Genomic DNA, 26,692 nt, shown 5'->3' on the forward strand with positions numbered 1-26,692 from the left:
TCCGTCCGTGGCAGCGGCACGTTCCTCCGTGACCACGGCACGTCCGTCCGTGGCCGGGGCGTGCTGTTCCGTGCCGGCGCCGTCGATCGCGGCCGCGGGCACCCCCTGGACACTCGTCATCCCTCTCCCTCCTTGCCTCAGCACTCGCTGAGCATGCCGTCGCACAGGGCGTGGACGTCGTCGGCCAGGCGAGGGCGGCGGCGTCGGTGCCGATGAGGTCGGCGAGGGCCGACTCGCTGCCCTCGCTGCCGTTGGGGGCGGCGCCCAGGGAGGCGGAGTCGCAGCAGTTGGCGGCCGGCCGAGCCCCTACGACCTCGCCCCGCGCCGCCCGGCTCGCGCCGACGAGGCTCCGTCTGCCCTGTTCGGGAGCGTCCATGCCCTCCTCCGGCCCCGGTGCCTCGCGTCGACACCTCGCCAGGGGGTACACGTGACGGGAGCAGGACTCGGACCGAAATCACGGAAGGTGCGCGCGGGTGGACGAATCATCGGTCAGGGCGGTGGGTTGGGCGCGGTCCCTTCCGATGAGCGGCGACGTGAAGGCCGCGAGGGACTGGTCCCGCGAGCGTCTGAGAGCGCTCGGCTGGACGGAGACCGCTCCGCAGACGGTCGACGCGGTGCTCCTGACCGTTTCGGAACTGGTCACCAACGCCCATGTCCACGCCCACAGCAACGCCCAGCTGGTGTTGACGTGGGACACGCGTTGCCTGCACGTCGCGGTCCACGACGCGTCGAGCCGGCTGCCGACCCCGCGCCCGCCGAGCGCCGAACGCCTCGGCGGGCGGGGCATGCTCCTGGTCGACGCCCTCGCGGACAGCTGGGAAGCGCACCCCTGCCCCTACGGCAAGACCGTTGTCGCCTGCTTCCATCCGCCCGCCGGATCCGGGTCCGGGTCCGGCGGCCGTCGGACCTAGGTCAGACCCAGGGGGTGTCGTTCGGGTCTTGCCCAGGCCGCGCGGTCTGGCACACGCATCTGCGGCAGCGACCCGTCGGCTCCCTTGGTAAGGTGCGCCGATGCCGGCGATCAAGAAGTTCCAGGTCACCTTCGACTGCGCGGAACCCGAGCGCCTCGCCCGCTTCTGGTGCGAGGTGCTGGGGTACGTCGTACCGCCGCCGCCGGAGGGCTTCGGCACCTGGGACGACTACAGGAGTGCGCAGCCGCCCGAGCGGCGCGACGCGTGGTTCGCCTGCGAGGACCCCACCGGTGCGGGTCCCCGCCTGTACTTCCAGCGCGTCCCCGAGGGGAAGGCCGCCAAGAACCGGGTGCACCTCGATGTACGCGTGGCCACCGGACTCGTGGGCGAGGAGCGGCTGGCCGCACTCGAGGCCGAGTGTGCGCGGCTGACGCCGCTCGGAGCGGTGCACGTGCGGACGCTGTACGACGGCAACGACGCGTGCATCCCGATGCTGGACATCGAGGGCAACGAGTTCTGCCTCGACTGAGGCACGGCCGGGACGCGGCCCTCCGCTACCCGGAGACACCTGCGGTCAGGTGGTCGCCGGGGATGCCGGACTTCTCGGGCCGGTAGTAGTCCCGGATGCCGTCCGCCCAGGTGGCCACCCGGATGCGGTCGCCCTCGTCCGGGCCGAAGGCGTCGAACAGCGTTTCGATGTTGCGCCGTTCGAAACCGATGGCGAGCATCAGCGCCACGAACTCGGGCCGTGCGACACGGCCGTCACCCTCCGGGTCCCCCATCGCGGCCAGCGCCTCGGCGAACTCGTCCACCGCGGCGTCGAAACGCTGCGGGTTGAGGACGACGGAGGTGAACTCCTCGGGGCTGATCCGTCCGTCGCCGTTGGCGTCCAACTCGCGCAGGAGCGTGCTCCAGTAGCCGCCGAAGGAGGCGCTGAGCCGCTCCTTCACCGCGTCGTCCGCCGCGGGTACGGCCGCCACGACGCGGTCGCTCATCAGGTCGAAATCGGCCTGCTCCAGATAGCCGTTGCCGTCGGCGTCGAAGAGGGAGAAGACCAGCTGGACACGGTCCGTCGCCTCACTGGTGGGAGTCATGGTGCACCTCGGACTTTCGGGGGATGTGTGACCTCGGAGCGCGCCGGTCTCGTCGCCGGCGGCTCGTCCACTATCGGTCCGGGGCCCACCGCATCGGCGGCGAAAGAGGCCGGGAGTACCCGAACGGGCGGAAATCAGGCGGCCGTTGTGTGAAGTGCCGTCGTCCTGGACACCATCGGTGCACGGGTGAGCCGGTGAGTGCGCCGACAGCGGGTACAGGAGTGTCCGTCAGGACCCCCATTGCCCTTCTCTCCCGAGGAGTCGAGGATGACCGAAGACGCCTACCTCGTCCTGCTGAACGGCACGTCCGCCACGCTCGGCGTGCCCCTCGCGGCGGTGCCCGACCTCGCCTGTCTGGAGACGCCCGCGGTGCGCGCGTGGCTGGACGCGCAGGGCGTCACGGCGTCGTCGCCGGGTCTGCGGCTCCTGCCTCCAGAGGAGACCTCGGCCATCCCCGAGGGGGCCGAACGGCTTCCGGTCCCCCTCGGCGACGAAGAGCTGAGCCGGGTGCGCCACCAGGCCGCGCCGGCCGACGCCGCACGGCTGGAGGAGGAGTTGCAGGCCTACCGCTCCCGGGTGGAAGGGCGTGAGGCGCTGCTCGTCCGGGCGCTGTCGGCCGGCCTGCCGGCGCACCGCGTGGCGGAGCTGACCGGGGAGGACCTCGCCGCCGTGAAGGCGCTCGCACAGCGCTGAAGCCGGTCCGGCGGATCGAGCCGCGGTCGCGCCGCGGTGCCCGCACCGCTTCCGGGAAGGGGTACGGGCACCGGGGTGAACGGCCAAGCGCGCGGCGTCAGCCGATGTGCCAGGAGAAGCTGCCGCCGTTGCCGGCGGCCACGGCGAACATCACGATCATGAGCAAGATGTCGGCAATTCCGAGACCGACGGCCCACTTGGCCATCGTGGCCCCGGTCTGCCGCAGCGCCACGGCACCGAAGACGATCGCGAGCGGGCCCAGGACGATGGGCAGGATGAAGAGTCCGACGATGCCGCAGACCAGTCCGGCGATCGCCAGACCGCTGGTCCTGCCGCCCTTACGGGCTCCCGTTCTGCTGTAAGTCGCCATGCTTTCTCCCGAGTTGTCGTGGATCAGTGGCTTTCTCCTTCACTGACCTCCGAGTTGCCCCTGGGACCGGATTCACACCTACGGCCCGTCGGATCCGCTGCCCGCTTCCGGCTGCCCGTCGTCCTCGTCCGGGCGGCCCACGGGTCACCCGTTGGGAAACCTCCCGGGGGCCGCCGCGCGCTGGGCCTCGTAGAGGTTGCGGGGGCGCACCACGTCGGTCGTGCCGTACAGCTCCAGACGGGAGTGCAGGTCGCCCGTGAAGTCGGGGGTGTCGACCTGGTCGAACTCGCGCACCTCGTTGATGCCGACGGTCGCGGACCAGGGGGCGAGGCCGTCGATCTTCATCAGTCCGGCGCGGCCGTTCGTCACCCGGATGTTCCAGTGCGTGAAGCGCGCCCCGAAGAGCGGACCCGCGCCGGCGTCGCCGCCGTGCCGGCCGGTGTTGTTCACCGTGATGTCGGTGCGCACGTTCGCGAACGGCATGCCCCGATGGCTGTCGAAGGTCCCCGCCCGCATCGTGCCGCGCGACCAGACGTTGTACGAGGAGAGACCCTCCACGTTGATGCCGTGCAGCTGGGTGCCGGCCGGGGCGGGCACGGTGCGCTCCTCGACGGTGAAGTCCTCGATCAGGTTGTCGTGGGAGCCCTCGCGGCAGAAGTACGGGTGGTGGGCGCCGCGCCCGGTCACCCTGGTGCCGCGCAGGGTGCAGGCCGAGGCGGCGACCAGGCCGAAGCCGTTGTCCACGTGGCGCACCGTCACGTCGGCGACGTGGCAGTCGTAGGCGCACTGGAGGACGACGCCGTTGTAGCCGAGGTCCAGCAGGTGCGGACGCTGGGGCAGCTCCGGCGCCTCCAGGGTCAGCCCCTCGACCCCGGCTCCGGTCAACTCGGGCACGTGCGTGGTGAGTCGCGGGTCCCACTCGGGGCGCAGGTCGAGCGGCAAGGGGCGCTCCAGGGACACCTGGGTGCCCCGCACGCCGGTGACGCGGACCGGCCACTCGTAGGGCACGTACGACGTCAGTTTCGTCTTGTCGTCCCAGGTGTAGGACTTCGCGCCCGCGCCGTCCCCGGCCATGTGCTCCAGGAGCGTGTGGTCCGCGTCGTCGCCGAGGCGCAGCAGTACCAGGTCGCCGGCCCGGAGCCGGGAGGGGTCGGCCGCACGCACCGACCAGGAGCCGCGGCGGGCGGGGGCGAGCGTCGTGAGCGTGCGCCACTCCTCACGCCGGTTTCCCGTCCAGCCCTCGAACGGCCACTCCTTCGCCCTGATGGCGCCGACGAGGGAGTCCCAGCGGGCCTCGGGCGCCAGCCAGATCAGGCCTCCCGCCCAGGACCAGGAGGACTTGTCGCCACCGTAGCGGGATCCGTAGGGGCCGATGAGGTCGGTGAGGCTCCGCGTGGCACGCAGCGTCGTCCGGCCGCTTCCGGCACCGCGCAGGACGACGTTCGAGTGGCCGACCCGGATCAGGCCGTCGATCCTCAGGACGCCGGGGGGAAGGATCACCGTGCCACCGCCGGCCCGTCCGGCCGCGGCGACGGCCCGGTTGATCGCGGGGGCGCAGTCCGTCGTGCCGTCCGCGACCGCACCGAACCGGCGCACATCGGCCACCACGGGGCGCCGGGGGAGGCGCGCGGCGCCGCCGCGGCAGCCGGCCCGGCCGACGAACGGGATCTGCGGGTGGGTGTACGGGGTCCGGGTGAACTCCCGCCAACCGGGCGGCACGACCCCGAGGGACGCCCGCGGCGCGGCGGAGGCCGCGGGGGCTCCCGCCATGGCACCGACCGCCGCGAGCGCGGCGCCTCCGAGCAGTCCCCGTCTCGTCGGGTGAGTCATACCCGCCCCTCTCCGATCACTTCTCTCCGGCTTACTTGCCCTCGGTTGTTCACACACGTGAACAGATCTCAGGGTGCCCCGCAGGATGACGAGAGCATGCCACGGTCATCGCATGCAGGGAAGACCGAAGGGACAACCGCCGAAGCCCCCACGTGTTCACATACAGGAACGACACTCACGGGTGTACACGCCCCGGACCGTGTGTCACGCTCGGACAACTCCCTGGTCCACCCACCTGGTTGGAGGACGAGCGCTCATGAGTGTTTCCCGTCGAGCAGTGCTGGCCACGGCCACCGGCGCCGCGGCCGCGCAGGCGCTGTCACCGCGGTCCGCGGCGGCCGCCGGCACCCCGGAGCCCGCGCCGTCGGCCGTCGTCCGCACCCTGCGGAGCGCGGCCGACTACGCCGTGGCGAAGGTCCGTGCCGTCGCCCCGGAGGTGGCCGGCTACCCCGTCGGAACGAGGTTCGAGCGATGGACCTACTCGCAGAACGGCGACTGGGTGGGCGGGTTCTGGCCCGGGACACTCTGGATGGCCCACCTCCACAGCGAGGACGAGACCTTCCGGACCCTGGCGCTGGCTTCGGCGCGCGGCCTCGCTCCCCGCCAGTACGACACCTCCACCCACGACCTCGGGTTCCTCTTCTCCCCCTCGTGGGTCACCGCGTGGCGCCTGACGGGCGAGGCCGAATGGCGGGACGGAGCGCTGCGCGCCGCGGACTCCCTCCTCCAGCGGTACAACCCGCGCGGCCGCTTCATCCGGGCGTGGGGGCGGCTCTCCAGCCCCGACAACGCGGGGCGGGTGATCATCGACACGATGATGAACCTCGATCTGCTGGCCTTCGCGAGCCGGGAGACCGGCGACGAGAAGTACCTCTCCGCGGCGACGGAGCACGCCAGGACCACCCAGCGGTACTTCCCCCGCGGCGACGGATCGACGCCCCACGTCTACGACTTCGACCCTGACAGCGGAGCCCCGGTGGGCCCAGGCACCGTACAGGGCTACAGCCCCGCCTCGTGCTGGTCGCGCGGCCAGGCGTGGGGGGTGTACGGGTTCACGACGATCCACCGCCGTACCGGCGACCCGGCCTTCCTCCACACCGCGCGCAGGCTCGCCGACTTCGCGACCGCCGCGCTGACCGAGGACCACGTGCCGGTGTGGGACTACCGTGCGCCGCAGCAGCCGTACGACGTCAAGGACGCCTCGGCCGGGGCGATCATGGCCTGCGGCCTGCTCGACCTCGCCGCCGTCACGGGGCGGCAGGGGTATCGCGACACGGCACTGCGCATCCTCACCGCCCTGGCGCGGACCTGCCTCACGACGGACTCCGACCGGGCCCAGGCAGTGGTCGCCCGCTGCACCCGCAACCGGCCCGCCGAGGACGGGGTCGAGATCTCCCTCCCCTACGCGGACTACTACCTGCTGGAGGGCATCCTGCGGGTCCTGCGGCCGCGCGAGGTCGACCGCGCGATCGACCTGTCGACGGTGTGAGGGCGCCACGCCGGCTGCGGTGGCCGCACCCCTGGGCTACGGTGACCGTGCCCCTGAAGGAGGCCCGGCATGGCGATCCAGCGGTTGGACAACGTCCTCCTCGTCGTCGAGGACCTCGAGTCCGTCATCGCGTTCTTCGTCGAACTCGGTCTGGAACTGGAGGGCAAGGGGCCCCTGGACTGGCGCGGGGCGGAGCGTGTCATCGGTCTGGACGACGTCCGGCAGGACGTGGCGATGCTGCGGGTTCCGGGCGGTCGGGGCCGCGTGGAGCTGGCGAGGTTCCACCGCCCGAGGGCCATCGTCCCGGAGCCGTACGACGCGCCGGCGAACACCCTGGGCCTGCGCCGCATCATGTTCGCCGTCGACGACGTCGACGACGTCGTCGCCCGGCTGCGGGACCGCGGCCTCGCCGGACTCGTCGGCGAGATCGTGCGGTACGAGGACGTCTACCGGCTCTGCTACGTGCGGGGTCCCGAGAACATCGTCGTCGGACTCGCCGAAGAGCTCGGCTGAGGCCCGAAACCGGGCCTCAGCCCGCCAGTTCGTCCTCCAGCCATGTGCGGCCGCGCGTGCGGGCGGTCAGCCGCACGTCGCCGAGGGGCACGGCGAGGCGCTCCGCCTCCGCGCGGACCGCCGCCTCGGCGTCCGAGCCGACGTCCTCCAGGAAGCGGCACACGATCTCGCCACCGCCGTCCTGGGCCCAGCCGCCGACGATGCGGCCGTCCCACCACAGCGAGGGGCCGATGTTCCCGGCCCGGTCGAAGAGGCGCGGACCGTGGTCGCCGAGGAACCAGTCGCGCTCGTGCCAGCCCATGGGGGTGGAGTCGAGCGCGGGGAGCAGCGCGGCCCACGGCTCCGGCTTCTCCGTCTCCGCCAGGAGCAGGCCCGTCGTGCCGCCGAGATCGACCTCGACCGGCTCCAGTGCCGTCAGTACCCGCTTGACCTGGGTCTTCGTCCACCCCGTCCACCAGCGCAGGTCGTCCGCCGTGGCCGGGCCGTAGGCACGCAGCCAGCGCCGGGCCAGTTCCTCCTCCGCCTCGTGGGTGTCCCATTCGGCGAGGCCGCCGGGGGACCAGTCGGTCAGGGGTGCCCAGCGGTACTGGTGCGAGGTCCAGGAGCCGCGCGGCCGGCCGCGTACCACGCGTCCCTCGGCGGCGAGCAGGAGCAGCAGCCTGCTGGCGACCTTCTGGGTGCCCTCGTAGCTCTTGCCGGCCGAGAGGGTGACCGTCGTGCTCAGGCGCGGGTCGTCACCGGCGAGTTCGGCGGCGGTCGCCTCACCGCGTGCGGCGAGCGCGCGCACGGCGATGTCCTCGGTCTCGGCCAGCCAGGCGCGCACCCCCTCCTGGTCGTCCGCGACCCCGGACTCGGCCAGGAAGCCGAGGAGCTTGCGGCGTTCGCGCGCGGCCACGGCCTGCGAGCAGGCGGCCTGCATCACCGGGGCCGTGTCGAGGGTGGTCACGAAGACGGTGCGGCGCATGCCGAGCAGCCGGATGAGGGTGCGGTCCTCGTACAGGGCGTGTTCCACGTCCCGCACCGAGCCGTCGTTCGTCCGTGCCCAGGTGGCGACGTAGACGGAGGACGGGTCGGTGCTGTGCAGCACGACGAGGTCACCGGCCACCTCGACCGGGTTCTTCGCGCGGGCGGCGACCGCCAGCCGGTGCCGCACGCCGAGCCGCGCCCGTCGTTCCGCCGCATCGATACGCCGCATGCCCGTCGCTCCTCCGTGTCATGGGGTCCGTACCCGCGGGCCGGCCAGAGGGAAAGCGTACGGGCGGAGCGGGTCGTGGTGGATCAGTGCGGTCGGGTACCGTACGACGCATGTCGAGTCCCGAGTCGGACAGGGTGGGGGCTTTCGGTCACCCCGTCGGCCCCCTGCATCCCTGAGTTCCCAGCCCCGCGCCGTTCCGCGTTCCGCGGTCGCACGGGTGCGCGCCGGAGGGCCGGCCGTGGTGACGAGATGACCTCTCTCGTGTCTCTCCTCGCCTCGGAGCCACTCGATGCCTCTTCCGCTGTACCTGCTTGCCGTGGCCGTCTGCGCCATGGGCACCTCGGAATTCATGCTCGCCGGACTCCTGCCGGACATCGCCTCGGACCTCGACGTCGGCGTCGGGACCGCGGGCACGCTCACCTCGGCGTTCGCGACCGGCATGGTCGTCGGCGCCCCCCTCGTGGCCGCACTCGCCCGCACGTGGCCCAGGCGCTCCAGCCTCCTCGCGTTCGTCCTCGCCTTCGCGGCGGCGCACGCCGTGGGAGCCCTCACCACGAGCTTCCCGGTCCTGGTGGCCACCCGGGTCGTGGCCGCGCTGGCGAACGCCGGGTTCCTCGCGGTCGCCCTGACGGCCGCGGCCGCCCTGGTCCCGGCCGACCGCAAAGGACGTGCGCTGGCCGTGCTGCTGTCCGGTACGACGGTGGCCACGGTCGCCGGTGTCCCCGGCGGGGCGCTGCTCGGCACCCTGCTCGGCTGGCGCGCCACGTTCTGGGCCGTCGCCCTGCTCTGCCTGCCCGCTGCGCTCGGCGTACTGGCGGGAATCCCGGCGGGCCGGGCGCGGGCGACGGCGGCTGGCGGGCCCTCCCTGTCCGTCGAGCTCGCACAGCTCAGAACTCCGCGGTTGCTCCTCGTCATGCTGCTCGGCGCGCTGGTGAACGCGGCGACGTTCGCCGGCTTCACCTTCCTCGCCCCCGTGGTGACCGGCACCGCCGGGCTGGGCGAACTGTGGGTCTCCGTCGCCCTGGTGCTCTTCGGCGCCGGTTCCTTCGTGGGCGTCACCGTCGCCGGACGGCTGTCCGACCGGCGCCCCGCCGCCGTCCTCGCGGTCGGGGGCCCGCTGCTGCTCGCCGGCTGGCCCGCCCTGGCGGTGCTGGCCGACCGGCCGGCCGCACTTCTGACCGTGGTGTTCGTGCAGGGCGCGCTGTCGTTCGCGCTGGGCAGCACGCTGATCGCCCGGGTCCTCTACGAGGCGGCGGGGGCGCCCACCATGGCCGGCTCGTATGCGACCGCCGCCCTGAACGTGGGCGCCGTCGTCGGGCCACTGGTCGCCGCGAGCACCCTCGGCACCACGACCGGCGACCTCGGCCCGCTCTGGGCGAGCGGGTTCCTGGTCGCCGTCGCGCTGCTCGTCGCGCTCCCCTTCCGCCGCGCGGTGAGCAACCTCCCTGCGGATTCGGGCCGTTGACAAGTGCGGCACCCTGCCGAATTCTGGCATGAGCACATCCAGCATCACGTACCTCGCGACACGCACCACGCACCACGCACCACCCTCACCGTGACACCGGTTGCAACGGAAGGACGCGGCATGGCGCAGAAGATCGAGATCCGTCCGCTGGACAAGAAGGAGACCACCGGCGACAGCAACAGTCAGGGCGCCTGAAGCAGGGGGCGTGGTCCGGCGCCGTCGTGGCGCCAGACCATGCTCCGTCCGGCCTCCGCCGCGGTCTGCGGCTCGTCCGGTTCCACGCGGAGCAGCCGGTATCCGAGCCGGGGCGGGATCCCGGCGCTTCGGACATTGGCCTGATCGCAGTGGATCTCCATGGCCTTGACGCCGGGGAGCGCGAGTCCTTCCTCGGTCAGCGCCGCCGCGGCCCGGGTGGCGAGACCGCGGCCGGTGGCCGGGGAGCAGATCCAGTAGCCGATCTCCAGGACGCCGTCCTCACCGTTGGGGAACATCGCGCCCCCGCCGAGCACCATGTCGAAACGGTCCGCCGGGGTCAGTACGTAGACGAACGACCGGCCGGCGTCCCAGTCCGCGTCCTGTTCGGCGCGGAAACCCGCGGTCTCCTCCCGGGTCGGCGGACGCTGCGCCCAGCGAAGCCACTCCCCCAGGTGCTCGACGTCGGCGGAGACCGCGTGGATGAACGCGTCGTCGGAGACCAGGGAGCGCCGTCGCAGCACGGCACCGTCCGGCAGTTCGATGTTCTCTCGCGGAAGCCTGGAAAGAGATCCCTCTGTCATGCCTGCATCCTGGCCCACCCGAACGGCCACTTGAAGAGGGCCGCGGCGGGCCCTCAGGAGGACTGCCCCGGGGGCCGGCCGGCCCGGCGGGTGAAGCGCCGCAGACCGCGCCGGGTGGGCTTGAGGGGCTTGTCCTCGGGGGCGACGGGTGCCGGGACCTGGCCGGGGCCGGGACCGGCGGTCAGGGCCGCCGCCGCGGGCGCGGAGCCCCGCGGTACGGAACGGCCGCCTTGGGCGAGCCTGCTCCGCACGGCCTGGGCCATGGCGTGGTGGGACGCCTCCTGGAGCAGGCCCGCCGCGGACAACCGCTCCCACATGCGCAGCAGTTCCTGTCCGCGGGTGGCCACCTGGCCCTCGTCCCACAGCCGCTGCCAGGCCGCGGTGGCGCGGGCGACGTCGGGGGCGGCCCGGTTCAGGTCGGTGCGGCAGCGGATGCGGGCGACGGTCAGCGCGAGGACGGTGGAGAGCATGTAGTCGCCGCGCAGGTACGCGAGGTACGCCTCGATCGCCCGTGCCTCCAGGGACAGTTCGTCCTCGGCGCCCCGGCGCAGCGTCAGGTGTTCCCGCAGCGCGCTGGCGAGGACGAACGCGGCGTGCAGTTCCTCGCGCTGCGCGTGCTGGATGATCCGCTCGACGCGGGCGAGCGGCGGGAACGCCTCCTCCTCGGCGGCGGTGCGCTCGCGCCCGGGCGGCAGGTCCTCCTCCTCGCCGATGGTCCGGCTGGAGCCGTCGGGGAGCACCCGCAGCCGCGCCACCTGCTGCGCGGTGCGGTCGATGACGGTGGCCGCGACCGGTGCCCCCAGGGTGCGGGCGAACATGGCGACGGCGTCGAGGATGGCCTCGTTGGGCGGCCGGGTGCCGCCCATGTCCAGCAGGTGGCCGTTGACCACCGTCGACCCGTCCTCGGCCACGTAGGCGTCGAGGCGGATCAGCGGCGGGGCGCCGAGGACGGGCAGGTTCCCCTTGTCGCGGGGGGTCAGCGAGTGGTTCATCCGCTCAGGCTCCGGGACGTACGACGCCGAGGACGGGCATGGAGGCGGCCGGCGCGGTCGTGATGTTGCGGCCGGGCCGGGGTGCGTGGACGATCTGTCCGCCTCCGATGTACATGCCCACGTGGGTGGCGTCGCTGTAGTAGATGATCAGGTCCCCGGGACGGGCCGAGGACAGGCTGACGCGGGTCAGGCCGCCCCACTGCGCCTGCGAGGTGCGGGGAATGGGGCGCCCGGCCGCCGCCCAGGCCGCGGAGGTGAGCCCGGAGCAGTCGTACGAGGACGGGCCCACGGCGCCCCACACGTACGGTTTGCCGATCTGCGCCATGGCGAAGCCGACGGCCTTCCCGGCCGCACCGCCGGCCTGCGTCCCGCCGCCCGGCGCTCCCCCGCCGCCCTTCCCCTTCCCCGCCGGGCCACCGGACGAGCCGCCGGACGAGCCGCCGGAGTCCGTCCACCTGGCCTCGGCCTCGCGGGCCCGCTGCCGCTCCAACGCGGCCAGCCTGCGGGTCTGTTCCTCTTCGAGGCCCGCCTCGATCCCCTCGGCCGTGGCGATCTTCTTCTCGATCTTCTGCTTCGCCGCGGCCTTGTCCGCACGGCTGCTCTTCAGCTCGCGCAGCTCCTTCGTGGCGGCCTCGGTCTGCTCGCTCAGCTCCTCGCGGGCGGTCTTCTGGGTCTCGGAGACGTTGACCAGTCCGCGCATGGCCTGGCGGGCCTGGGACGCCTCGTCGAGTGCCTGCTCCGGGTGGTCGCCGAGCAGCAACTGAATGCCGGTGGCGGCGAGATCGCCCCCGCGGTACTGGGTGCGGGCGGCCGCACCGGCGAGGTCGCGCAGGTCCTTCACCCGCTTCTCGGCACGGGTCAGGTCCTTGCGCAGGGTCGTCAGGCGCTTCTCCTGTTTGGCCGCCTTCTCGTTGGCGGCGTTGTACGCCTCGGTGGCCACCTCCGCCTCGCGGTAGAGGCCGTCCAGTTCGGCGCGGATGTCCTCGATCGACCTGTCGTCCTGGGGGCCGGGGTCGCCCGGGGCCGCCCAACCGGGGCCCGGCGACAGGAGGATCGCGCAGACGAGGGCTGCTGTGGCGCTCCGGCTCAGTAACCGTCTGCCGCCGGTCGACACGTTCATGAGCTCCACTTTCAGAGGTCGCGTGCGGGCGGCTCAGACGGACGGCCGCCGCCGCGGTCGTCACCGCGGGTCACGCGGTGGGCCGTTCGAGCCTTGAACACACTACCTTCCCCCGAACGGCCCACCTCGGTCTCCCCGCCCGTGTCAGCTTGCTCACACGCAACTGTTCATCGTGCGGTGCTCAGTTGCGCCAGGTGTCGTCGAGCGTGATTTTCGCGGTGTTCACCGTCGCGGTGCGATTGGCGCCGCTCTCCCAGGTCACGGTGCCCGCGGCGTCCTTGCGGAGGTACTTGTACGCGAAGGTCGTGCCCTCGGGGAGTTCGACGTCGCGCTTCCACACCGGGTAGGCGGCCGGGTCCAGTGCGAGGGCGCCGGCCGGGTTCCAGTTGCCCAGTTCGGGCCGGTCGCCGGTCACGTAGATGTTCTGGCCCCAGCTGGTAGTCGCGTTGACCGCGAAGGAGGCCCCCGAGGACACCGGGTCGGGGCCGCCGGGATCGCCTCCGCCGTCACAGGAACGGGCGCCCACGTGCAGGGCAACGGCCGTGCCGGCCCCCAGGGTCGCGGTGAACCGGCCTGCCCCGTCGACCGTCACACCCTTGCCCGACTGGACGTCGCAGTAGTCCCCCGCGGGCAGCGACGTCTGGAACGTACGGGTCAGCGCGGTGCCCTCGTGGTTGATGGCGACGTACGCCTTCGAGCCGCGGCCGAAGGCAATCCGGTCGCCGCCGTCGTCCCACCAGTCGGTCACGGCCTGGCCGCGGGCGCTGTTGCGGAACGCGACCATGGAGGAGATCTCGCGCCAGGCGTGCTGGCACTTCCAGCCGTCGCTGTAGCAGGCGTTCACCTGACCGCCGTTCGGCGGGCCCGCGTCGTGGTCGGTGAACTCGTAGCCGGAGTGGACGTCGGGGCTGCCGTACGGCCAGGCCAGCATGAAGACGTGCGCGAGGGTGTAGGTGGCGCCGTCCTTGTAGGTGAGGGTCTCGCCGTTGCGCTCGGTGTCGTGGTTGGTGACGAACACGGCGGCCTTGTCCGAGGGCAGGTGGCCCCAGGCCTCGCCGAAGTTCTTCAGGTACGCGAGGTTCTCGTTGGTGAAGACCCGCTTGAGGTCGCGGGCGTAGCGGAACTCCTGCACGTCGCCGCTGCCGAGGTACTCCGTCGGGGACACGGCCTCGCCCGCGCCGTAGATCGCCTCGTGCTTCCAGTACACGTCGGGGTTGCTCAGCCGGGACTTGATGTCGGCGAGGTCGGCGGCGGCCATGTGCTTGGCGGCGTCGATGCGGAAGCCGTCGACGCCGAGGGAGAGCAGGTCGTTGAGGTAACCGGCGATCCTGCCCCGTACGTAGTCCTCGCCGGTGTCCAGGTCCGCGAGGCCGACCAGCTCGCACTCCTGGACGTTGAAGCGGTCGCCGTAGTTGTTGATCTGCGAGGTGCAGTTGTCGAGGTCGCTGGACGAGTAGAGGCCGGGATAGTCGTACTTGGTGTACGAGGAGCCACCGGTGCCCGTGCCGCTGCCGGCCGACATGTGGTTGACGACCGAGTCGGCGACGACCTTCACACCGGCCGCGTGGCAGGTGTCGACCATGCTCTTGAACTGGGCGCGGTCACCGAGCCGGCCCGCGATCTTGTAGCTGACCGGCTGGTACGAGGTCCACCACTGCCCGCCCTGGATGTGCTCCTGGGGCGGCGAGACCTGGACGAAGCCGTAGCCGGCCGGTCCGAGGGTGTCGGTGCAGGCCCGGGCGACGGAGGTGAACTTCCACTCGAACATCACCGCGGTGACGTCCTTGTCTCCGGGTGGAGACGCCTGGGCCGGTGCCGCGCCGGCGAGGAGGCTGCCGGCCACTCCGGCGGTGAGGGCGAGCGCCGTGGCGGTGACTCTTCGCGCTGTGCTGGTTTTCCCGTGCATGGAGCCTCCCGTGTGAGGATGCGGGTGTCCCGGAGTGCGGTGCCGGGGGGTGTCCGGGGAGTCGGCACACGCTTGCAACGCGTTGCAGCAAGACGACTGCAAGAGGTTGCGGTCGTGACCGTAAGGGCGGGGTTCAACCACGGTCAACCCTCTGGACACGTCCCGTCGAATCCCTTCACGACACCGCCGCCCACGGGCAACTCCGCGTCGCTGTATGAGATTTCTGCAATTTTCCGTCGAGGACGAGGAGATGGTGCGCGATGACCGACTGGGCCGCCTGGACGCGGGGGCGTGGACGGGTGCTTGCCGGGGTGGCGGTGGTCACCGCGCTCCTGCTGTCGTTCCACGCAGGCGTACCCAACCGCGTAGGCGGGCTGGGGAGTCTGCTGGAGTCCTTCCTGCCGTGGCTCGGTGTGGTCGTCGTGGTGCTGTTCGCCCTGGCCCTGGTGCGCCGCTCGGCGCTCGCGCTGCTGGCCCTGGTGCTGCCGGTGGCCGCCTGGACCCACCTCTTCGGCGGGCTGCTCCTGCCCGCGCCGGAGCCCGGCTCCGGGGACCTGGTCGTGGTGCAGCACAACGTCAGCGACGAGAACACCGATCCCGAGGGCACGGCGCGCGCCCTGGCCCGTGCCGAGCCCGATCTGGTCGCGCTGGAGGAGCTGGTGCCGCCGGCGCTGGACGTCTACGCGAAGACTCTCGCCCCGGACTATCCGTACCGCACGGTCGTGGGCACCGTCGGGCTCTGGTCGAGGTATCCGCTCAGCGGCTCCCGTCCCCTCGACATCAAGCCGCGGGACATCGACGAGGTGTGGGAGCGCGGACTGCGGGCCGTGGCGCACACGCCGCGCGGTCCCGTCGCCGTGCATGTCGCGCACCTGCCGTCGATCCGGGTGGGGGCGGGCGGCCTCACGGCGTCCCGGCGGGACGAGAGCGCCGGTCTGCTGGGGGACGCCCTCGCCGAGGAGGAGCAGCGCAGGGTGGTCCTGCTGGGCGACCTGAACGGCACGGTCGACGACCGGGCACTGGCCCCCCTGACCGACTCGCTGAACGTGGCCGAGCGGGGCGTCGCCTTCAGCTTCCCGGCCGGATTCCCGCTCGCCCGGATCGACCAGGTGATGGCCCGCGCCGGGACCGTCGGCGCCATCCGGACCCTGCCCGCCACCGGCAGCGACCACCTTCCCGTCGTCGCCCGGGTCATCTGGCATTGAAGCAAACGGCTTGCGGTGTTTGCGTTAGCCTTTCGTGCGTGACACGACGACTTGCTCAGGTGGCGAAGAAGGTTGGGGTCAGCGAGGCCACGGTCAGCCGGGTGCTCAACGGCAAGCCCGGGGTCTCGGAGGCGACCCGGCAGTCCGTGCTGAGCGCGCTGGACGTCCTGGGCTACGAGCGGCCCACCCAGCTGCGGGGCGAGCGCGCCCGGCTGGTCGGGCTGGTCCTGCCCGAGCTTCAGAATCCGATCTTCCCCGCGTTCGCCGAGGTCATCGGCGGCGCACTCGCCCAGCAGGGACTGACGCCGGTGCTGTGCACCCAGACCAAGGGCGGCGTCTCGGAGGCCGACTACGTCGAACTGCTGCTTCAGCAGCAGGTCTCCGGCGTGGTGTTCGCGGGCGGTCTGTTCGCGCAGGCGGACGCCCCGCACGACCACTACCGGCTCCTCGCCGAACGCAACATCCCCGTGGTGCTGATCAACGCGTCGATCGAGAACCTGGACTTCCCGTGCATCGCCTGCGACGACGCCGTCGCCGTCGAGCAGTCCTGGCGGCACCTGGCGTCGCTGGGCCACGAGCGGATCGGCCTGGTCCTCGGCCCGTCCGACCACATCCCCTCCCGCCGGAAGCTGGCCGCCGCCCGCGAGGCGGCCCGGGCCGCCGGCGCGGAACTGCCCGAGGAGTTCGTCGAGCGGGCCATGTTCTCCCTGGAGGGCGGCCAGGCAGCCGCCAACCGCCTCCTGGAACGCGGCGTCACCGGCATCATCTGCGCCAGCGACCCTCTCGCCCTCGGCGCCGTCCGCGCCGCCCGCCGCCGCGGACGCCGAGTACCCCACGACGTCTCCGTCGTCGGTTACGACGACTCCGCCTTCATGACCTGCACCGAACCACCCCTCACCACCGTCCGCCAACCCATCGAGGCCATGGGACGCGCCGCCGTCGACCTCCTCTGCGCACAGATCCAGGGCACCGAAGTCCCCCACGGCGAGCTGCTCTTCGAACCGGAACTCGTCGTCCGCGGCTCCACCGCACAGCCGGCCGCCGGCTAGCGGCACTCTCACCCTTCCTCGGCCGCAAGTTCCTTGCGGGAAATGACAGCGACTTGCGGCTACGCGACGTAGCCGGTGAAAGTCGCTGATCCGAGGCATGCCCCGGCGACTGCCGGATTCTCATCGACCTCACCCGGCGCTGCCGTGCGCCGACTTTCCGCTGCTCACCCTGTAGACGACTCAACATTTCTCTGCAACTCTGCGAGCGCTCTACGTAAATGTCAGCGAACTTTGAGTGTCTACCTGATGTGGGGACAGATGAGAAACCGGAACTGGAGATCACGTGCCTTGTGCACCGTGGTCGCGACCAGTCTCCTGGCGTTGGGAGGACCGCTGCTGTCGGCCACGGCAGCCGGTGGACCCAACATCGCCGTGGGGGACGCCGCGGCGGCGAGCAGCTCGCACGGCGAGTACGGCGCCGCCAACATCACCGACGGCAACCAGGGCACCTACTGGCAGAGCGGCGGCGGCAGCCTGCCCCAGTGGGTGCAGACCGACCTCGGTGCCACCGAGCGGATCGACGAGGTCGTCCTGAGGCTGCCCGCCGGCTGGGAGAGCCGCGAGCAGACGCTCTCCGTCCAGGGCAGCGCCGACGGCACGAGCTTCAGCACGCTCAAGACGTCCGCCGCCTACGCCTTCGATCCCGGTTCGGGCAACACGGTCACCGTGTCCTTCCCTGCCACCCAGACCCGGTTCGTGCGGGTGAACATCACGGCGAACACCGGGTGGCAGGCGGCCCAGCTCTCCGAGCTCGAGGTGCACGCGGCCGGGGAGTCGTCCGTGAACCTGGCCGCCGGCCGGCGGCTGACGGCGAGCAGTTCCACGGGCGCGTACACCCCCGGCAACGGCAACGACGGCAACAAGGCCACCTACTGGGAGAGCGCCAACAACGCCCTGCCGCAGTGGCTCCAGGCCGACCTCGGCTCCTCGCGCCGGGTGAACCGCGTCGTGCTGCGGCTGCCCGACGGCTGGCCGAACCGCAGCCAGACGCTGAAGGTCCAGGCCAGTGAGAACGGCTCGGACTTCACCGACCTGACCGCAGCCAAGGCGTACACCTTCGACGCGGCCGGCGGTCAGTCGGCCACGATCACCTTCGACGCGGCCACCACACGCTACGTGCGGGTCCTGGTGACGGCCAACACCGGTCAGCCCGCCGCCCAGGTCTCCGAACTCGAGGTCTACGGACCTCAGACGGGTGACACCCAGGCCCCGACCGCCCCCGCGAACCTCGCGTTCACCGAACCGGCCACCGGGCAGATCAGGCTGACCTGGAACGAGTCCTCGGACGACACGGCCGTCACCGGGTACGACATCTACGCCGACGGCGAGCTGCTCACCTCGGTCGCCGGTGACGTCACCACGTACACCGACACCAGGCCCGCCGACACGACGGTCACCTACTACGTGCGCGCCAAGGACGCGGCCGGCAACCAGTCGGGCAACAGCAACGCGGTCACCCGCCGCGCCGGCACGGGCGACACCCAGGCGCCCACCGCGCCCTCGAACCTCGCCCTCACCGAACCGGCCGCCGGGCAGGTCAGGCTGACGTGGACCGCCTCCACCGACGACAAGGGCGTCACCGGGTACGACGTCTACGCCAACGACAAGCTCCGCAAGAGCGTCGCCGGTGACGTCACCACCTACACCGACACGCAGCCGGCGTCGGCGAACGTGACCTATTTCGTGCGGGCCAAGGACGCGGCCGGCAACGTGTCGGGCGACAGCAACTCCGTGATCCGCAACGGCACCAAGGACGGCTCGAACCTGGCCGTCGGCAAGCCGATCAGTGCCTCGTCCCACATCCACACCTACGTCGCCGAGAACGCCAACGACAACAGCACCTCGACCTACTGGGAGGGGGCTGCGGGCAGCTACCCGAACACGCTGACCCTGAAGCTGGGCGCGAACGCGGACGTCGACAGCGTCGTCCTCAAGCTCAACCCGGACGCGGGCTGGTCCAAGCGCACCCAGAACATCCAGGTGCTCGGCCGCGCCCAGGACGGGTCCGGCCTGACCTCCCTGGTGGACGCGAAGGACTACGTCTTCGACCCCGCGAGCGGCGGCAACAGCGTGACGATTCCCGTCGGCGAACGCGCCGCGGACGTCCAGCTGAAGTTCACCTCCAACACCGGGGCGACGGCCGGGCAGGTCGCCGAGTTCCAGGTGGTCGGCGTTCCGGCGCCCAACCCGGACCTCGAGGTGACCGGCCTGACCACGTCGCCCGACTCCCCCGTCGAGTCGGACGAGATCACCGTGTCCGCCACCGTCCGCAACAGCGGCGCCGCGGACGCACCGGCCGGCAAGGTCGCCCTCCGGCTGGGTGACACCAAGGTCGCCACCGCCGACGTCCCCGCCCTGAAGGCGGGTGAGCAGAGCACGGTCGGCGCGTCCGTCGGGGCACGCGAGGCCGGTTCGTACGAGCTGAGCGCGGTCGCCGACGAGGCGAACGAGATCATCGAGCAGAACGAGACCAACAACACCTACACGCGGCCCGATCCGCTGGTCGTCAAGCCGGTGCAGAGCTCCGACCTGGTCGCCGCCGCTGTCACCACCTCGCCGTCCAGTCCGGCCGCCGGTGACGACGTGACCTTCAAGGTCGCGCTGAAGAACCAGGGCACCCAGGACTCGGCGGGCGGCAGCCACGCGGTGACGCTCGCGCTGGTCGACGCCAAGGGCAGCACGGTCAAGACCCTCACCGGCGCGCACTCCGGTGTCATCGCCGCCGGCTCGACGGCCCCGGCCGTGAGCCTCGGCACCTGGCAGGCGGCCAACGGCTCGTACTCCCTGAAGGTCACGGTCGCCGACGACGCGAACGAACTGCCGGTCAAGCGGGAGAACAACACCTCCACGCAGCCGCTGTTCGTCGGACGCGGCGCGAACATGCCGTACGACATGTACGAGGCGGAGGACGGTTCGGTCGGCGGCGGTGCCACCGTGGTCGGGCCCAACCGGACCATCGGCGACATCGCGGGCGAGGCATCCGGCCGCAGGGCCGTCCACCTGGACAAGACCGGCGAGTACGTCGAGTTCACCACGAAGGCGGACACCAACACCCTGGTGACCCGCTTCTCGATCCCGGACGCGCCGGGCGGCGGCGGCATCGACGCCACGCTCAACGTGTACGTGGACGGTGTCATGAAGAAGGCGCTGCCGCTGACGTCGAAGTACGCCTGGCTGTACGGTGCCGAGGCCTCGCCGGGCAACTCCCCCGGTGCGGGTGCCCCGCGGCACATCTACGACGAGGCGCACCTCGTGCTGGGCGAGACCGTCCCGGCCGGCAGCCGGATCCGGTTGCAGAAGGACGCGGCCAACACCACCGACTACGCGATCGACTTCGTCAACCTGGAGCAGGTCGCCGCGGTGCCCAACCCCGACCCGGCGGCGTACGCCGTGCCGGCCGGGTTCACGCACCAGGACGTGCAGAACGCGCTCGACAAGGTCCGCATGGACACCTCGGGCAAGCTGGTCGGGGTGTACCTGCCGCCCGGCGACTACCAGACGTCGAGCAAGTTCCAGGTGTACGGCAAGGCGGTGCGGGTGGTCGGCGCCGGTCCCTGGTTCACCCAGTTCCACGCGCCGACGACGCAGGACAACACCGACATCGGGTTCCGTGCCGAGGCGAGCGCGAAGGGCTCGACGTTCGCGAACTTCGCCTACTTCGGCAACTACACGTCCCGTATCGACGGGCCGGGCAAGGTGTTCGACTTCTCCAATACCTCGGACATCGTGATCGACAACATCTGGAACGAGCACATGGTGTGCCTGTACTGGGGCGCCAACACCGACCGGATGACGATCAAGAACTCCCGGATCCGCAACATGTTCGCCGACGGCATCAACATGACCAACGGCTCGACCGACAACCTGGTGTCCAACAACGACGCCCGGGCGACCGGTGACGACAGCTTCGCGCTCTTCTCGGCGATCGACGCGGGCGGCGCGGACATGAAGAACAACCTGTACGAGAACCTCACGACGACGCTGACCTGGCGTGCCGCGGGTCTCGCCGTCTACGGCGGCTACAACAACACCTTCCGGAACATCCACATCGCGGACACCCTGGTCTACTCGGGCATCACGATCAGCTCGCTGGACTTCGGCTACCCGATGAACGGCTTCGGCACCGATCCGACGACCTTCGAGAACGTGTCGATCGTCCGGGCCGGCGGGCACTTCTGGGGCGGGCAGACCTTCCCCGGCATCTGGGTGTTCTCGGCGTCCAAGGTGTTCCAGGGGATCCGGGTCAACAACGTCGACATCGTCGATCCGACCTACAGCGGCATCATGTTCCAGACGAACTACGTGGGAGGCCAGCCGCAGTACCCGATCAAGGACACGGTCTTCACCGACGTCTCCGTCACGGGCGCGCACAAGAGCGGTGACGCGTTCGACGCCAAGTCCGGCTTCGGCCTGTGGGCCAACGAGATGCCCGAGGCGGGGCAGGGGCCGGCGGTCGGCGAGGTCACCTTCAACGGACTGAGGCTCAGCGACAACGCCGTGGACATCCGCAACACGACGTCCACCTTCAAGATCGTCCGCAACCCGTAGGACCCGGCCCGCAACGGGGGCCGACAGCAGCTTTTGTCGGACAGCTCTGTCGGACAGGCCACTGACTGGCGCAAGTCTCTTGCGAGACTTGCGCTAGTCTTGCGTTTGTGACACGACGACTTGCTCAGGTGGCGAAGAAGGTTGGGGTCAGCGAGGCCACGGTCAGCCGGGTGCTCAACGGCAAACCGGGGGTCTCGGAGACGACCCGGCAGTCCGTGCTGAGCGCGCTGGACGTCCTGGGCTACGAGCGGCCCACCCAGCTGCGGGGCGAGCGCGCCCGGCTGGTCGGCCTGGTCCTGCCCGAGCTCCAGAATCCGATCTTCCCCGCGTTCGCCGAGGTCATCGGCGGCGCACTCGCCCAGCAGGGCCTGACGCCGGTGCTGTGCACCCAGACCAAGGGCGGCGTCTCGGAGGCCGACTACGTCGAGCTGCTGCTTCAGCAGCAGGTCTCGGGGGTCGTCTTCGCCGGCGGCGGTCTGTTCGCGCAGGCGGACGCCCCGCACGACCACTACCGGCTCCTCGCCGAACGCAACATCCCCGTGGTACTCGTCAACGCCTCCATCCCCGATCTCGGCTTCCCCTGTGTCGCCTGCGACGACGCCGTCGCGGTGGGGCAGTCCTGGCGGCACCTGGCGTCGCTGGGCCACGAGCGCATCGGCCTGGTCCTCGGCCCGTCCGACCACATCCCCTCCCGCCGGAAGCTGGCCGCCGCGCAGCAGGCCGCCGAGGCGGCGAACGGCGCCCTGCCCGACGCCCACGTGGAACGGGCCATGTTCTCCCTGGAGGGCGGCCAGGCAGCCGCCAACCGCCTCCTGGAACGCGGCGTCACCGGCATCATCTGCGCCAGCGACCCCCTCGCCCTCGGCGCCGTCCGCGCCGCCCGCCGCCGCGGACACCGGGTACCCCACGACGTCTCCGTCGTCGGCTACGACGACTCCGCCTTCATGACCTGCACCGAACCACCCCTCACCACCGTCCGCCAACCCATCGAGGCCATGGGACGCGCCGCCGTCGACCTCCTCTGCGCACAGATCCAGGGCACCGAAGTCCCCCACAGGGAGCTGCTCTTCGAACCGGAACTCGTCGTGCGCGGCTCCACCGCACAGGTTTCCGTCCGGTAGAAGACCGCGTATCTGCGCTCAGCTGTCAAGTAATTGCGAAATGGGCGCCGGATACTGCGTTCTCCTGTTCGCGGTGGCTGGGTGACGGGCACCCCGCAACACATCGGCGATGGGGCGCCTTCCACCCGCCGTCGCCGGTCGTTCCCCGGCAGGGCAGAATCAGGACAGGAGCCCTTGGGAGGAGGCGACACGTGCGGGAACGGTCGTGGCTGGGCGGGCTGCGCCGCCCCCCGAATCCCCTCGTGAGCGGACACCGGGCGGCGCGGGGCGCGCTGCGGTCGATGTCGGAGGCGCTGGGCGCGCGACGACGGCTGTCCTGGCTGAACGCGGCGGACCTGAGCATCGGCACCACGCTCGACGTGCGGCGGACGGCGGAGGAGCTGGCCGGCTTCACCGTGCCCGAGCTGGCCGACGGCGCCGCCGTGGACCTGCTCGACTCCGTGCTGCGGTTCCAGGACGGCGACCGGGCCACGGGCGGGGAGGCGCCGCGACTGCGGGCCATGGCGGTCTCCGAGGTCGAGGGGCTGAACCTCGCGCCGGATCCCGTGGGCGAGTTGTCCGTGCACACCGCCGACCGGCTGGGGCAGCGGTGTCTCACCACCCGCCGGCCGGTGCTGGTGTCCCGGATGACGCGCGCGGACTTCGCGGTGATCGCCCCCTCGCGCGAGTCGTCGGACATCATGCGCCGGGCGGGTGTCCACTCCTATCTGGCGGTGCCGCTGATCGCCCGCGGGGTGCTGCTGGGGCTGGCCGACTTCGTCCGGGCCGGCCATCGCGCGCCGTTCAACCGGACCGACGTGGCGCTGGCCATGGAGCTGGCGTCCAAGGCCGCCGTGTACATCGACAACGCCCGGCTCTACGGCCGCGAACGCGACCACGTGGTCACCCTGCAACGGGCACTGCTCCCCCGCTCCAGCCCGAGCACCCCGGGCCTGGACGTGTCCTCGTGCTACGACCCGGCCGCCGATCCGGCCGCCGTGGGCGGCGACTGGTTCGACGTGGTCGCGCTGCCCAGCGGCCGTACCGCGCTGATGGTGGGCGACGTGATGGGGCGCGGTCTGGCCGCCGCCGCGACCATGGGGCGGCTGCGCACGGTGGCCCGCACCCTGATGGCGCTGGACATCGCGCCCGAGCGGCTGCTGGCCCGGCTCGACCTGGCCGCCCGAGATCTGGAGGAGGACCAGGTCGCCACCTGTCTGTGCGCGGTCTACGACCCGTACGGCGGCACCTTCCGCATCGCCAGCGCCGGGCACCCGCCACCGCTGCTGACCGGCCCGGACGGCACCGTCTCGTTCCTGGAGGTGCCCGCGGGAGCGCCGCTGGGGACGGGGGTGATCCCGTACGACCCGGTGGAGCGGCCGGTGCCCGAGCGGAGCCGGCTGACGCTGTACACGGACGGGCTGATCCGGTCGCGCACGGCGGACCTGGGCACCCAGCTGGAGCGGCTGCGCGAGGCGCTCGGCGACGGCCTGCCCGTGGACGCCGCCGCCTGCCGGACGGTCGCCGAGCGGGTCGGCGACGACCGGTCGGACGACGCGATCGTGCTGGCCGCCTTCGCCCGGCCGCTCGGCCCGGACTGCGACGTGTACGTACGGGCGCTGCCGCCGGACGGCAAGGCCGCGGGACAGGCCCGCACCGCGGTGCGGGAGCAGTTGGAGCGGTGGGGGCTCCAGGAGCTGGTCGACACCACGGAGCTGGTGGTCAGCGAGCTGGTCGGCAACGCCCTGCGGTACGGGAACGCCCCCGGCGAGCTGCGGTTGCTGCGCCACGAGCGGCTGTCCGTGGAGGTCTCCGACTCCGGTCCCGACCTGCCGCAGATCCAGCACGCGGACGTGAGCGACGAGAGCGGGCGCGGTCTCCAGCTGATCAACATGATGTGCCGGCGCTGGGGCTCGTGCCGCACGCCCGGCGGGAAGGTCGTCTGGGCCGAGCAGGACCTCCCCCTGCGGACCGGGGCACCCGGCCCGCCGTAACGGCCGCGCCGCCCGCGCTGGGGGTGTCGTCCGGATCGGGCCGGCCGCGGCCTGCGGTGCCCTGTGGCCGACTGGCCGACCAGACCCCCGGCTCGGCTCGATGGGGTCCGGATCCCAGCCGCCGGTCCGGGGCATGTCACGCGAGCCGGACGGCACCGAGGAGTCTCGAACGGGGCCACCGCTCGCTCATGAGTCCGTGCGAGTACTCCGCAGGTGGGCCGGCACGGCCCACCACTGGTCCGGGCGGTCCACGACCGGGGCGTCGGGGCCGCTCTCGTCGTACCGGGCGAGGCGCAGGAGGTAGGCCGCGATGCCTGCCGCGCCCTGCATCCACGTCGTCCGGGGCGGCAGCAGCGGCGGATCCTCGCGGTGTTCCAGAAAGCGCCAACGGGCGCCCGCGTCATCCCTGATGACCCGGTCGACCAGCGCATCGCCCATCCGGTGCGCGGCCCGCAGCAGGGTCTGCCTCCGCTGCGGCACCCGGCAGTCCTGGGCGGCGTCCAGCAGGACGTCTCCGACGCCCGCCGTTCCGCAGCAGCGGCCGTCGTTGTCCCAGAAGCCGGGACGGAGGCGTTGCGGCAGGCCCGAGGTAAGGATCGAGGTCATACAGCGGTGCCGCAGTTCGTCGACGTCATGGCCCGCCACCTCGGCGACCCCTGCGTGCGCCAGTGCGGTGAACAGATGCGAGGTGCCCGCCGGGCCGTGGCACCACGTGTACGTCACCGGTTCCACCTCCCGTTTCGACGGCGGGATCGTGTGCGGGACGACGAAACCGGCGTCCTCCAAGGACCCCACCGAGAGGACGTGCCGGGCGCCTTGCACCGCTGCCTCGATGAAGTCCCGACGGTCCAGGGCGCTGCCCGCGACCGCCAGCGCGGCCGCGATGCCGGCGGTTCCGTGCGAGTAGTTCGGTGCCCTCGACGGTCTCCCCGGCGTCATGCCCCAGTCGAGGCCCGCTTCCGTACGGTCCGCCGCCCGCAGCAGCGCCTCGCCTCCCGTCGTCGCGATCGCCTCCGCGAACTCGCTCTTCGCCCAGACCGCCGTCATCACGACGCCCGCGGTCCCCATGATGACGTCGGTGAGGGGCGCGTCGGAGCCCGGTTCGACATCGAGGGTGGTCTTCCATCCGTCGCCGGTCGCCAGGGCGGCCAGCCGCCGCAGTGCCACCGCTTCCTCGCCCGGGGCGAGCAGTCTGAGCGCCGTCGCATCGCCTGCGAGGCCGTCGTACAGCGAGGGTTCGGTTCGCTGCCCGGCCTGTGCCGACAGCCTGGTCACGATGCCGGCCGCCAGTGCCGCTTCCCGCGCGCTCAGCTCCCGGTACTGCGCGATCTCGGCCAGCACGGGGGCCAAGCCGGCGATCCCCGCGTACAGCGAATCGCGGTCCTGTGGCGGCGCCACGGTTTCCGGACCGCCCTCCCCCACCGTCTGCACGAGCCAAGGGCCCTCGGCCTCGCGCACGTGGTCCAGCACCCACGACCAGGCGGCCTCGCCCACGTCCCGATATACGTCGCTCCTCATCCGCTCACGCTACAACCCCCCGGTTGAGCAGCCCGTTCGGCGGGGTGTCGCCGTTCTGTCGGTTCCGGCGGTCGCGGGTACCGGCCTCCGCGGACGCCTTCAGGTCACGCAGCCGCCCTGGTCCGAAGCCGTCGCGCGACGGGTGCCGATCACCGCCCGCTCGACGGTCTTTCCGCGCACCTCGGCCCACGGGTCCCACCGTGTGCGTCAGGCTGATGCATCGGTGAGTTCGGGTGGAACACGAGGATGCTGAGCGATCTGCCGGCGTCGGCGGTGATGTCGGCGGACATCCTCGCCTATGACGGGCGCCCTCCGAACTGCCAGTTGTGCACCTCGATGTCCGCGTACCGGTCCGGGGTCAGGATGGCGCGTGCCGTGTCCGGGTCCGGCGCTCGGACCAGCGCCGCAGTGCCCAGCCAGGTGGCGCCGTTGTCGGACAGCAGCGGCCCGTAGGCGATCAACTCGTTCCGGTCGGACGGCACCGCGAGGTCGGCGGCCTGTCCCGTGCCGAGGCCGATCACCAGGTACCGGTTGCCGCCGGTCCGGCCGCCGGGGAAGTCCCACATGGTGCGCCCCAGCGTGTTGCGCCACCGTCGTAGCAGCACGTCCCGGTAGACGCCGGCCTGGTAGTTCGGCTCGTCGAAGGCGAATGTGCGTGCAGCGGCGGGGTCGGGCAGGTCGACGATGTGCACGCTTCCGGTGGGTGTGTCGCCGTCGTCGGCGAGAGTCGGGCCCCGGGCGATCATCTCCTTCGCGTACTGGTCCATGGAGGACCAATGCTCTTCCAGCAGCTCGTAGCGTTGCGACAGGGAGGCGGGCCGGTCACGGTGGTAGCAGAGGAACTCCATGCCCAACGATCTCTTCAAGTCGGTGACCCGGTCCAGCGGGTTTCACCGCGGGGGCTGTTCGGCGGCCTGCTCCAGC

Annotated in this window: 21 protein-coding genes; 11 read left to right on the plus strand and 10 right to left on the minus strand. The window is 71.7% G+C overall.

Going from position 1 to position 26,692, the window contains the following annotated elements:
* The first annotated feature begins 521 nt into the window (after positions 1-521).
* Entirely contained in the window at positions 522-911 is a 390-nt protein-coding gene (locus B9W62_RS04635) for an ATP-binding protein (protein WP_179235345.1), read from the plus strand.
* Positions 912-1,011: 100 nt separating this feature from the next.
* Entirely contained in the window at positions 1,012-1,440 is a 429-nt protein-coding gene (locus B9W62_RS04640; RefSeq protein WP_087805439.1) for a VOC family protein, read from the plus strand.
* Between the two features lie 25 nt (positions 1,441-1,465).
* Here the strand turns inward: B9W62_RS04640 and B9W62_RS04645 are convergent, their stop codons facing one another.
* On the minus strand, positions 1,466-2,005 hold the full coding sequence (locus B9W62_RS04645; protein WP_087805441.1) for an EF-hand domain-containing protein: 540 nt from the start codon (positions 2,003-2,005) through the stop codon (positions 1,466-1,468).
* A 267-nt stretch (positions 2,006-2,272) separates the two neighbouring features.
* On the opposite strand from B9W62_RS04645, the gene B9W62_RS04650 reads away from it, so the two are divergent.
* Positions 2,273-2,698 carry a DUF6003 family protein gene (locus B9W62_RS04650; protein WP_087805443.1) on the plus strand — a complete coding sequence of 142 codons (426 nt, stop codon included), beginning with the start codon at positions 2,273-2,275 and terminating at the stop codon, positions 2,696-2,698.
* A 97-nt stretch (positions 2,699-2,795) separates the two neighbouring features.
* Here B9W62_RS04650 and B9W62_RS04655 read toward each other — a convergent pair whose 3' ends face one another.
* Positions 2,796-3,068 (minus strand): DUF4190 domain-containing protein, encoded by a 273-nt coding sequence (locus B9W62_RS04655; protein WP_087805445.1) that lies wholly within the window; start codon positions 3,066-3,068, stop codon positions 2,796-2,798.
* 144 nt (positions 3,069-3,212) lie between these two features.
* A complete protein-coding gene (locus B9W62_RS04660) occupies positions 3,213-4,898 on the minus strand; it encodes a glycosyl hydrolase family 28-related protein (protein ID WP_087805447.1) in 1,686 nt (561 codons plus the stop codon).
* A gap of 256 nt (positions 4,899-5,154) precedes the next feature.
* Between B9W62_RS04660 and B9W62_RS04665 the strand changes: the two genes are divergently transcribed.
* Positions 5,155-6,387: a glycoside hydrolase family protein gene (locus tag B9W62_RS04665; RefSeq protein ID WP_087805449.1), complete on the plus strand. Its 1,233-nt coding sequence runs from the start codon at positions 5,155-5,157 to the stop codon at positions 6,385-6,387.
* 69 nt (positions 6,388-6,456) lie between these two features.
* Positions 6,457-6,900 carry a VOC family protein gene (locus tag B9W62_RS04670; protein WP_087805451.1) on the plus strand — a complete coding sequence of 148 codons (444 nt, stop codon included), beginning with the start codon at positions 6,457-6,459 and terminating at the stop codon, positions 6,898-6,900.
* Between the two features lie 16 nt (positions 6,901-6,916).
* On the opposite strand, the gene B9W62_RS04675 is transcribed toward B9W62_RS04670, so the two are convergent.
* Entirely contained in the window at positions 6,917-8,095 is a 1,179-nt protein-coding gene (locus B9W62_RS04675; protein WP_179235346.1) for a winged helix DNA-binding domain-containing protein, read from the minus strand.
* A gap of 289 nt (positions 8,096-8,384) precedes the next feature.
* Between B9W62_RS04675 and B9W62_RS04680 the strand changes: the two genes are divergently transcribed.
* Positions 8,385-9,560 (plus strand): Cmx/CmrA family chloramphenicol efflux MFS transporter, encoded by a 1,176-nt coding sequence (locus tag B9W62_RS04680; protein ID WP_087805453.1) that lies wholly within the window; start codon positions 8,385-8,387, stop codon positions 9,558-9,560.
* Positions 9,561-9,742: 182 nt separating this feature from the next.
* Here B9W62_RS04680 and B9W62_RS04685 read toward each other — a convergent pair whose 3' ends face one another.
* The 4 genes from B9W62_RS04685 to B9W62_RS04695 all read right to left on the minus strand — a co-directional run bounded on the left by B9W62_RS04685 (position 9,743) and on the right by B9W62_RS04695 (position 14,354).
* Positions 9,743-10,336 (minus strand): GNAT family N-acetyltransferase, encoded by a 594-nt coding sequence (locus tag B9W62_RS04685; protein WP_087805455.1) that lies wholly within the window; start codon positions 10,334-10,336, stop codon positions 9,743-9,745.
* Between the two features lie 53 nt (positions 10,337-10,389).
* Positions 10,390-11,328, minus strand: a complete 939-nt coding sequence (locus B9W62_RS04690) for a hypothetical protein (protein ID WP_107424188.1) — start codon at positions 11,326-11,328, stop codon at positions 10,390-10,392.
* Between the two features lie 4 nt (positions 11,329-11,332).
* Entirely contained in the window at positions 11,333-12,448 is a 1,116-nt protein-coding gene (locus B9W62_RS39480; protein WP_107424189.1) for a C40 family peptidase, read from the minus strand.
* Between the two features lie 181 nt (positions 12,449-12,629).
* A complete protein-coding gene (locus tag B9W62_RS04695; protein ID WP_087805456.1) occupies positions 12,630-14,354 on the minus strand; it encodes a carbohydrate-binding module family 20 domain-containing protein in 1,725 nt (574 codons plus the stop codon).
* A gap of 260 nt (positions 14,355-14,614) precedes the next feature.
* On the opposite strand from B9W62_RS04695, the gene B9W62_RS04700 reads away from it, so the two are divergent.
* The 5 genes from B9W62_RS04700 (at position 14,615) to B9W62_RS04720 (ending at position 24,250) form a co-directional block, all read left to right on the plus strand.
* Positions 14,615-15,559 (plus strand): endonuclease/exonuclease/phosphatase family protein, encoded by a 945-nt coding sequence (locus tag B9W62_RS04700; RefSeq protein ID WP_179235347.1) that lies wholly within the window; start codon positions 14,615-14,617, stop codon positions 15,557-15,559.
* A 38-nt stretch (positions 15,560-15,597) separates the two neighbouring features.
* On the plus strand, positions 15,598-16,608 hold the full coding sequence (locus B9W62_RS04705; protein WP_087805458.1) for a LacI family DNA-binding transcriptional regulator: 1,011 nt from the start codon (positions 15,598-15,600) through the stop codon (positions 16,606-16,608).
* 258 nt (positions 16,609-16,866) lie between these two features.
* Complete coding sequence (locus B9W62_RS04710) at positions 16,867-21,156, plus strand: discoidin domain-containing protein (RefSeq protein ID WP_179235348.1); 4,290 nt, start codon at positions 16,867-16,869, stop codon at positions 21,154-21,156.
* A gap of 107 nt (positions 21,157-21,263) precedes the next feature.
* Entirely contained in the window at positions 21,264-22,277 is a 1,014-nt protein-coding gene (locus tag B9W62_RS04715) for a LacI family DNA-binding transcriptional regulator (RefSeq protein ID WP_087805461.1), read from the plus strand.
* 191 nt (positions 22,278-22,468) lie between these two features.
* Positions 22,469-24,250 (plus strand): ATP-binding SpoIIE family protein phosphatase, encoded by a 1,782-nt coding sequence (locus tag B9W62_RS04720; RefSeq protein WP_087805463.1) that lies wholly within the window; start codon positions 22,469-22,471, stop codon positions 24,248-24,250.
* A 186-nt stretch (positions 24,251-24,436) separates the two neighbouring features.
* Here B9W62_RS04720 and B9W62_RS04725 read toward each other — a convergent pair whose 3' ends face one another.
* Entirely contained in the window at positions 24,437-25,768 is a 1,332-nt protein-coding gene (locus tag B9W62_RS04725; protein WP_256976184.1) for a lanthionine synthetase LanC family protein, read from the minus strand.
* A gap of 296 nt (positions 25,769-26,064) precedes the next feature.
* On the minus strand, positions 26,065-26,616 hold the full coding sequence (locus B9W62_RS04730) for a YciI family protein (RefSeq protein ID WP_087805466.1): 552 nt from the start codon (positions 26,614-26,616) through the stop codon (positions 26,065-26,067).
* Positions 26,617-26,692: the final 76 nt, after the last annotated feature.

The sequence above is a fragment of the Streptomyces sp. CS113 genome, from assembly GCF_002188365.1.
Taxonomy (GTDB): domain Bacteria; phylum Actinomycetota; class Actinomycetes; order Streptomycetales; family Streptomycetaceae; genus Streptomyces; species Streptomyces tendae.

Excerpts from the sequence above, each read along its gene's own strand:
- B9W62_RS04635 (WP_179235345.1), top strand. The coding sequence starts at position 522 with ATGAGCGGCGACGTGAAGGCCGCGAGGGACTGGTCCCGCGAGCGTCTG.
- B9W62_RS04640 (WP_087805439.1), top strand. The coding sequence starts at position 1,012 with ATGCCGGCGATCAAGAAGTTCCAGGTCACCTTCGACTGCGCGGAACCC.
- B9W62_RS04645 (WP_087805441.1), bottom strand. The coding sequence starts at position 2,005 with ATGACTCCCACCAGTGAGGCGACGGACCGTGTCCAGCTGGTCTTCTCC.
- B9W62_RS04650 (WP_087805443.1), top strand. The coding sequence starts at position 2,273 with ATGACCGAAGACGCCTACCTCGTCCTGCTGAACGGCACGTCCGCCACG.
- B9W62_RS04655 (WP_087805445.1), bottom strand. The coding sequence starts at position 3,068 with ATGGCGACTTACAGCAGAACGGGAGCCCGTAAGGGCGGCAGGACCAGC.
- B9W62_RS04660 (WP_087805447.1), bottom strand. The coding sequence starts at position 4,898 with ATGACTCACCCGACGAGACGGGGACTGCTCGGAGGCGCCGCGCTCGCG.
- B9W62_RS04665 (WP_087805449.1), top strand. The coding sequence starts at position 5,155 with ATGAGTGTTTCCCGTCGAGCAGTGCTGGCCACGGCCACCGGCGCCGCG.
- B9W62_RS04670 (WP_087805451.1), top strand. The coding sequence starts at position 6,457 with ATGGCGATCCAGCGGTTGGACAACGTCCTCCTCGTCGTCGAGGACCTC.
- B9W62_RS04675 (WP_179235346.1), bottom strand. The coding sequence starts at position 8,095 with ATGCGGCGTATCGATGCGGCGGAACGACGGGCGCGGCTCGGCGTGCGG.
- B9W62_RS04680 (WP_087805453.1), top strand. The coding sequence starts at position 8,385 with ATGCCTCTTCCGCTGTACCTGCTTGCCGTGGCCGTCTGCGCCATGGGC.
- B9W62_RS04685 (WP_087805455.1), bottom strand. The coding sequence starts at position 10,336 with ATGACAGAGGGATCTCTTTCCAGGCTTCCGCGAGAGAACATCGAACTG.
- B9W62_RS04690 (WP_107424188.1), bottom strand. The coding sequence starts at position 11,328 with ATGAACCACTCGCTGACCCCCCGCGACAAGGGGAACCTGCCCGTCCTC.
- B9W62_RS39480 (WP_107424189.1), bottom strand. The coding sequence starts at position 12,448 with ATGAACGTGTCGACCGGCGGCAGACGGTTACTGAGCCGGAGCGCCACA.
- B9W62_RS04695 (WP_087805456.1), bottom strand. The coding sequence starts at position 14,354 with ATGCACGGGAAAACCAGCACAGCGCGAAGAGTCACCGCCACGGCGCTC.
- B9W62_RS04700 (WP_179235347.1), top strand. The coding sequence starts at position 14,615 with ATGACCGACTGGGCCGCCTGGACGCGGGGGCGTGGACGGGTGCTTGCC.
- B9W62_RS04710 (WP_179235348.1), top strand. The coding sequence starts at position 16,867 with ATGAGAAACCGGAACTGGAGATCACGTGCCTTGTGCACCGTGGTCGCG.
- B9W62_RS04725 (WP_256976184.1), bottom strand. The coding sequence starts at position 25,768 with ATGAGGAGCGACGTATATCGGGACGTGGGCGAGGCCGCCTGGTCGTGG.
- B9W62_RS04730 (WP_087805466.1), bottom strand. The coding sequence starts at position 26,616 with ATGGAGTTCCTCTGCTACCACCGTGACCGGCCCGCCTCCCTGTCGCAA.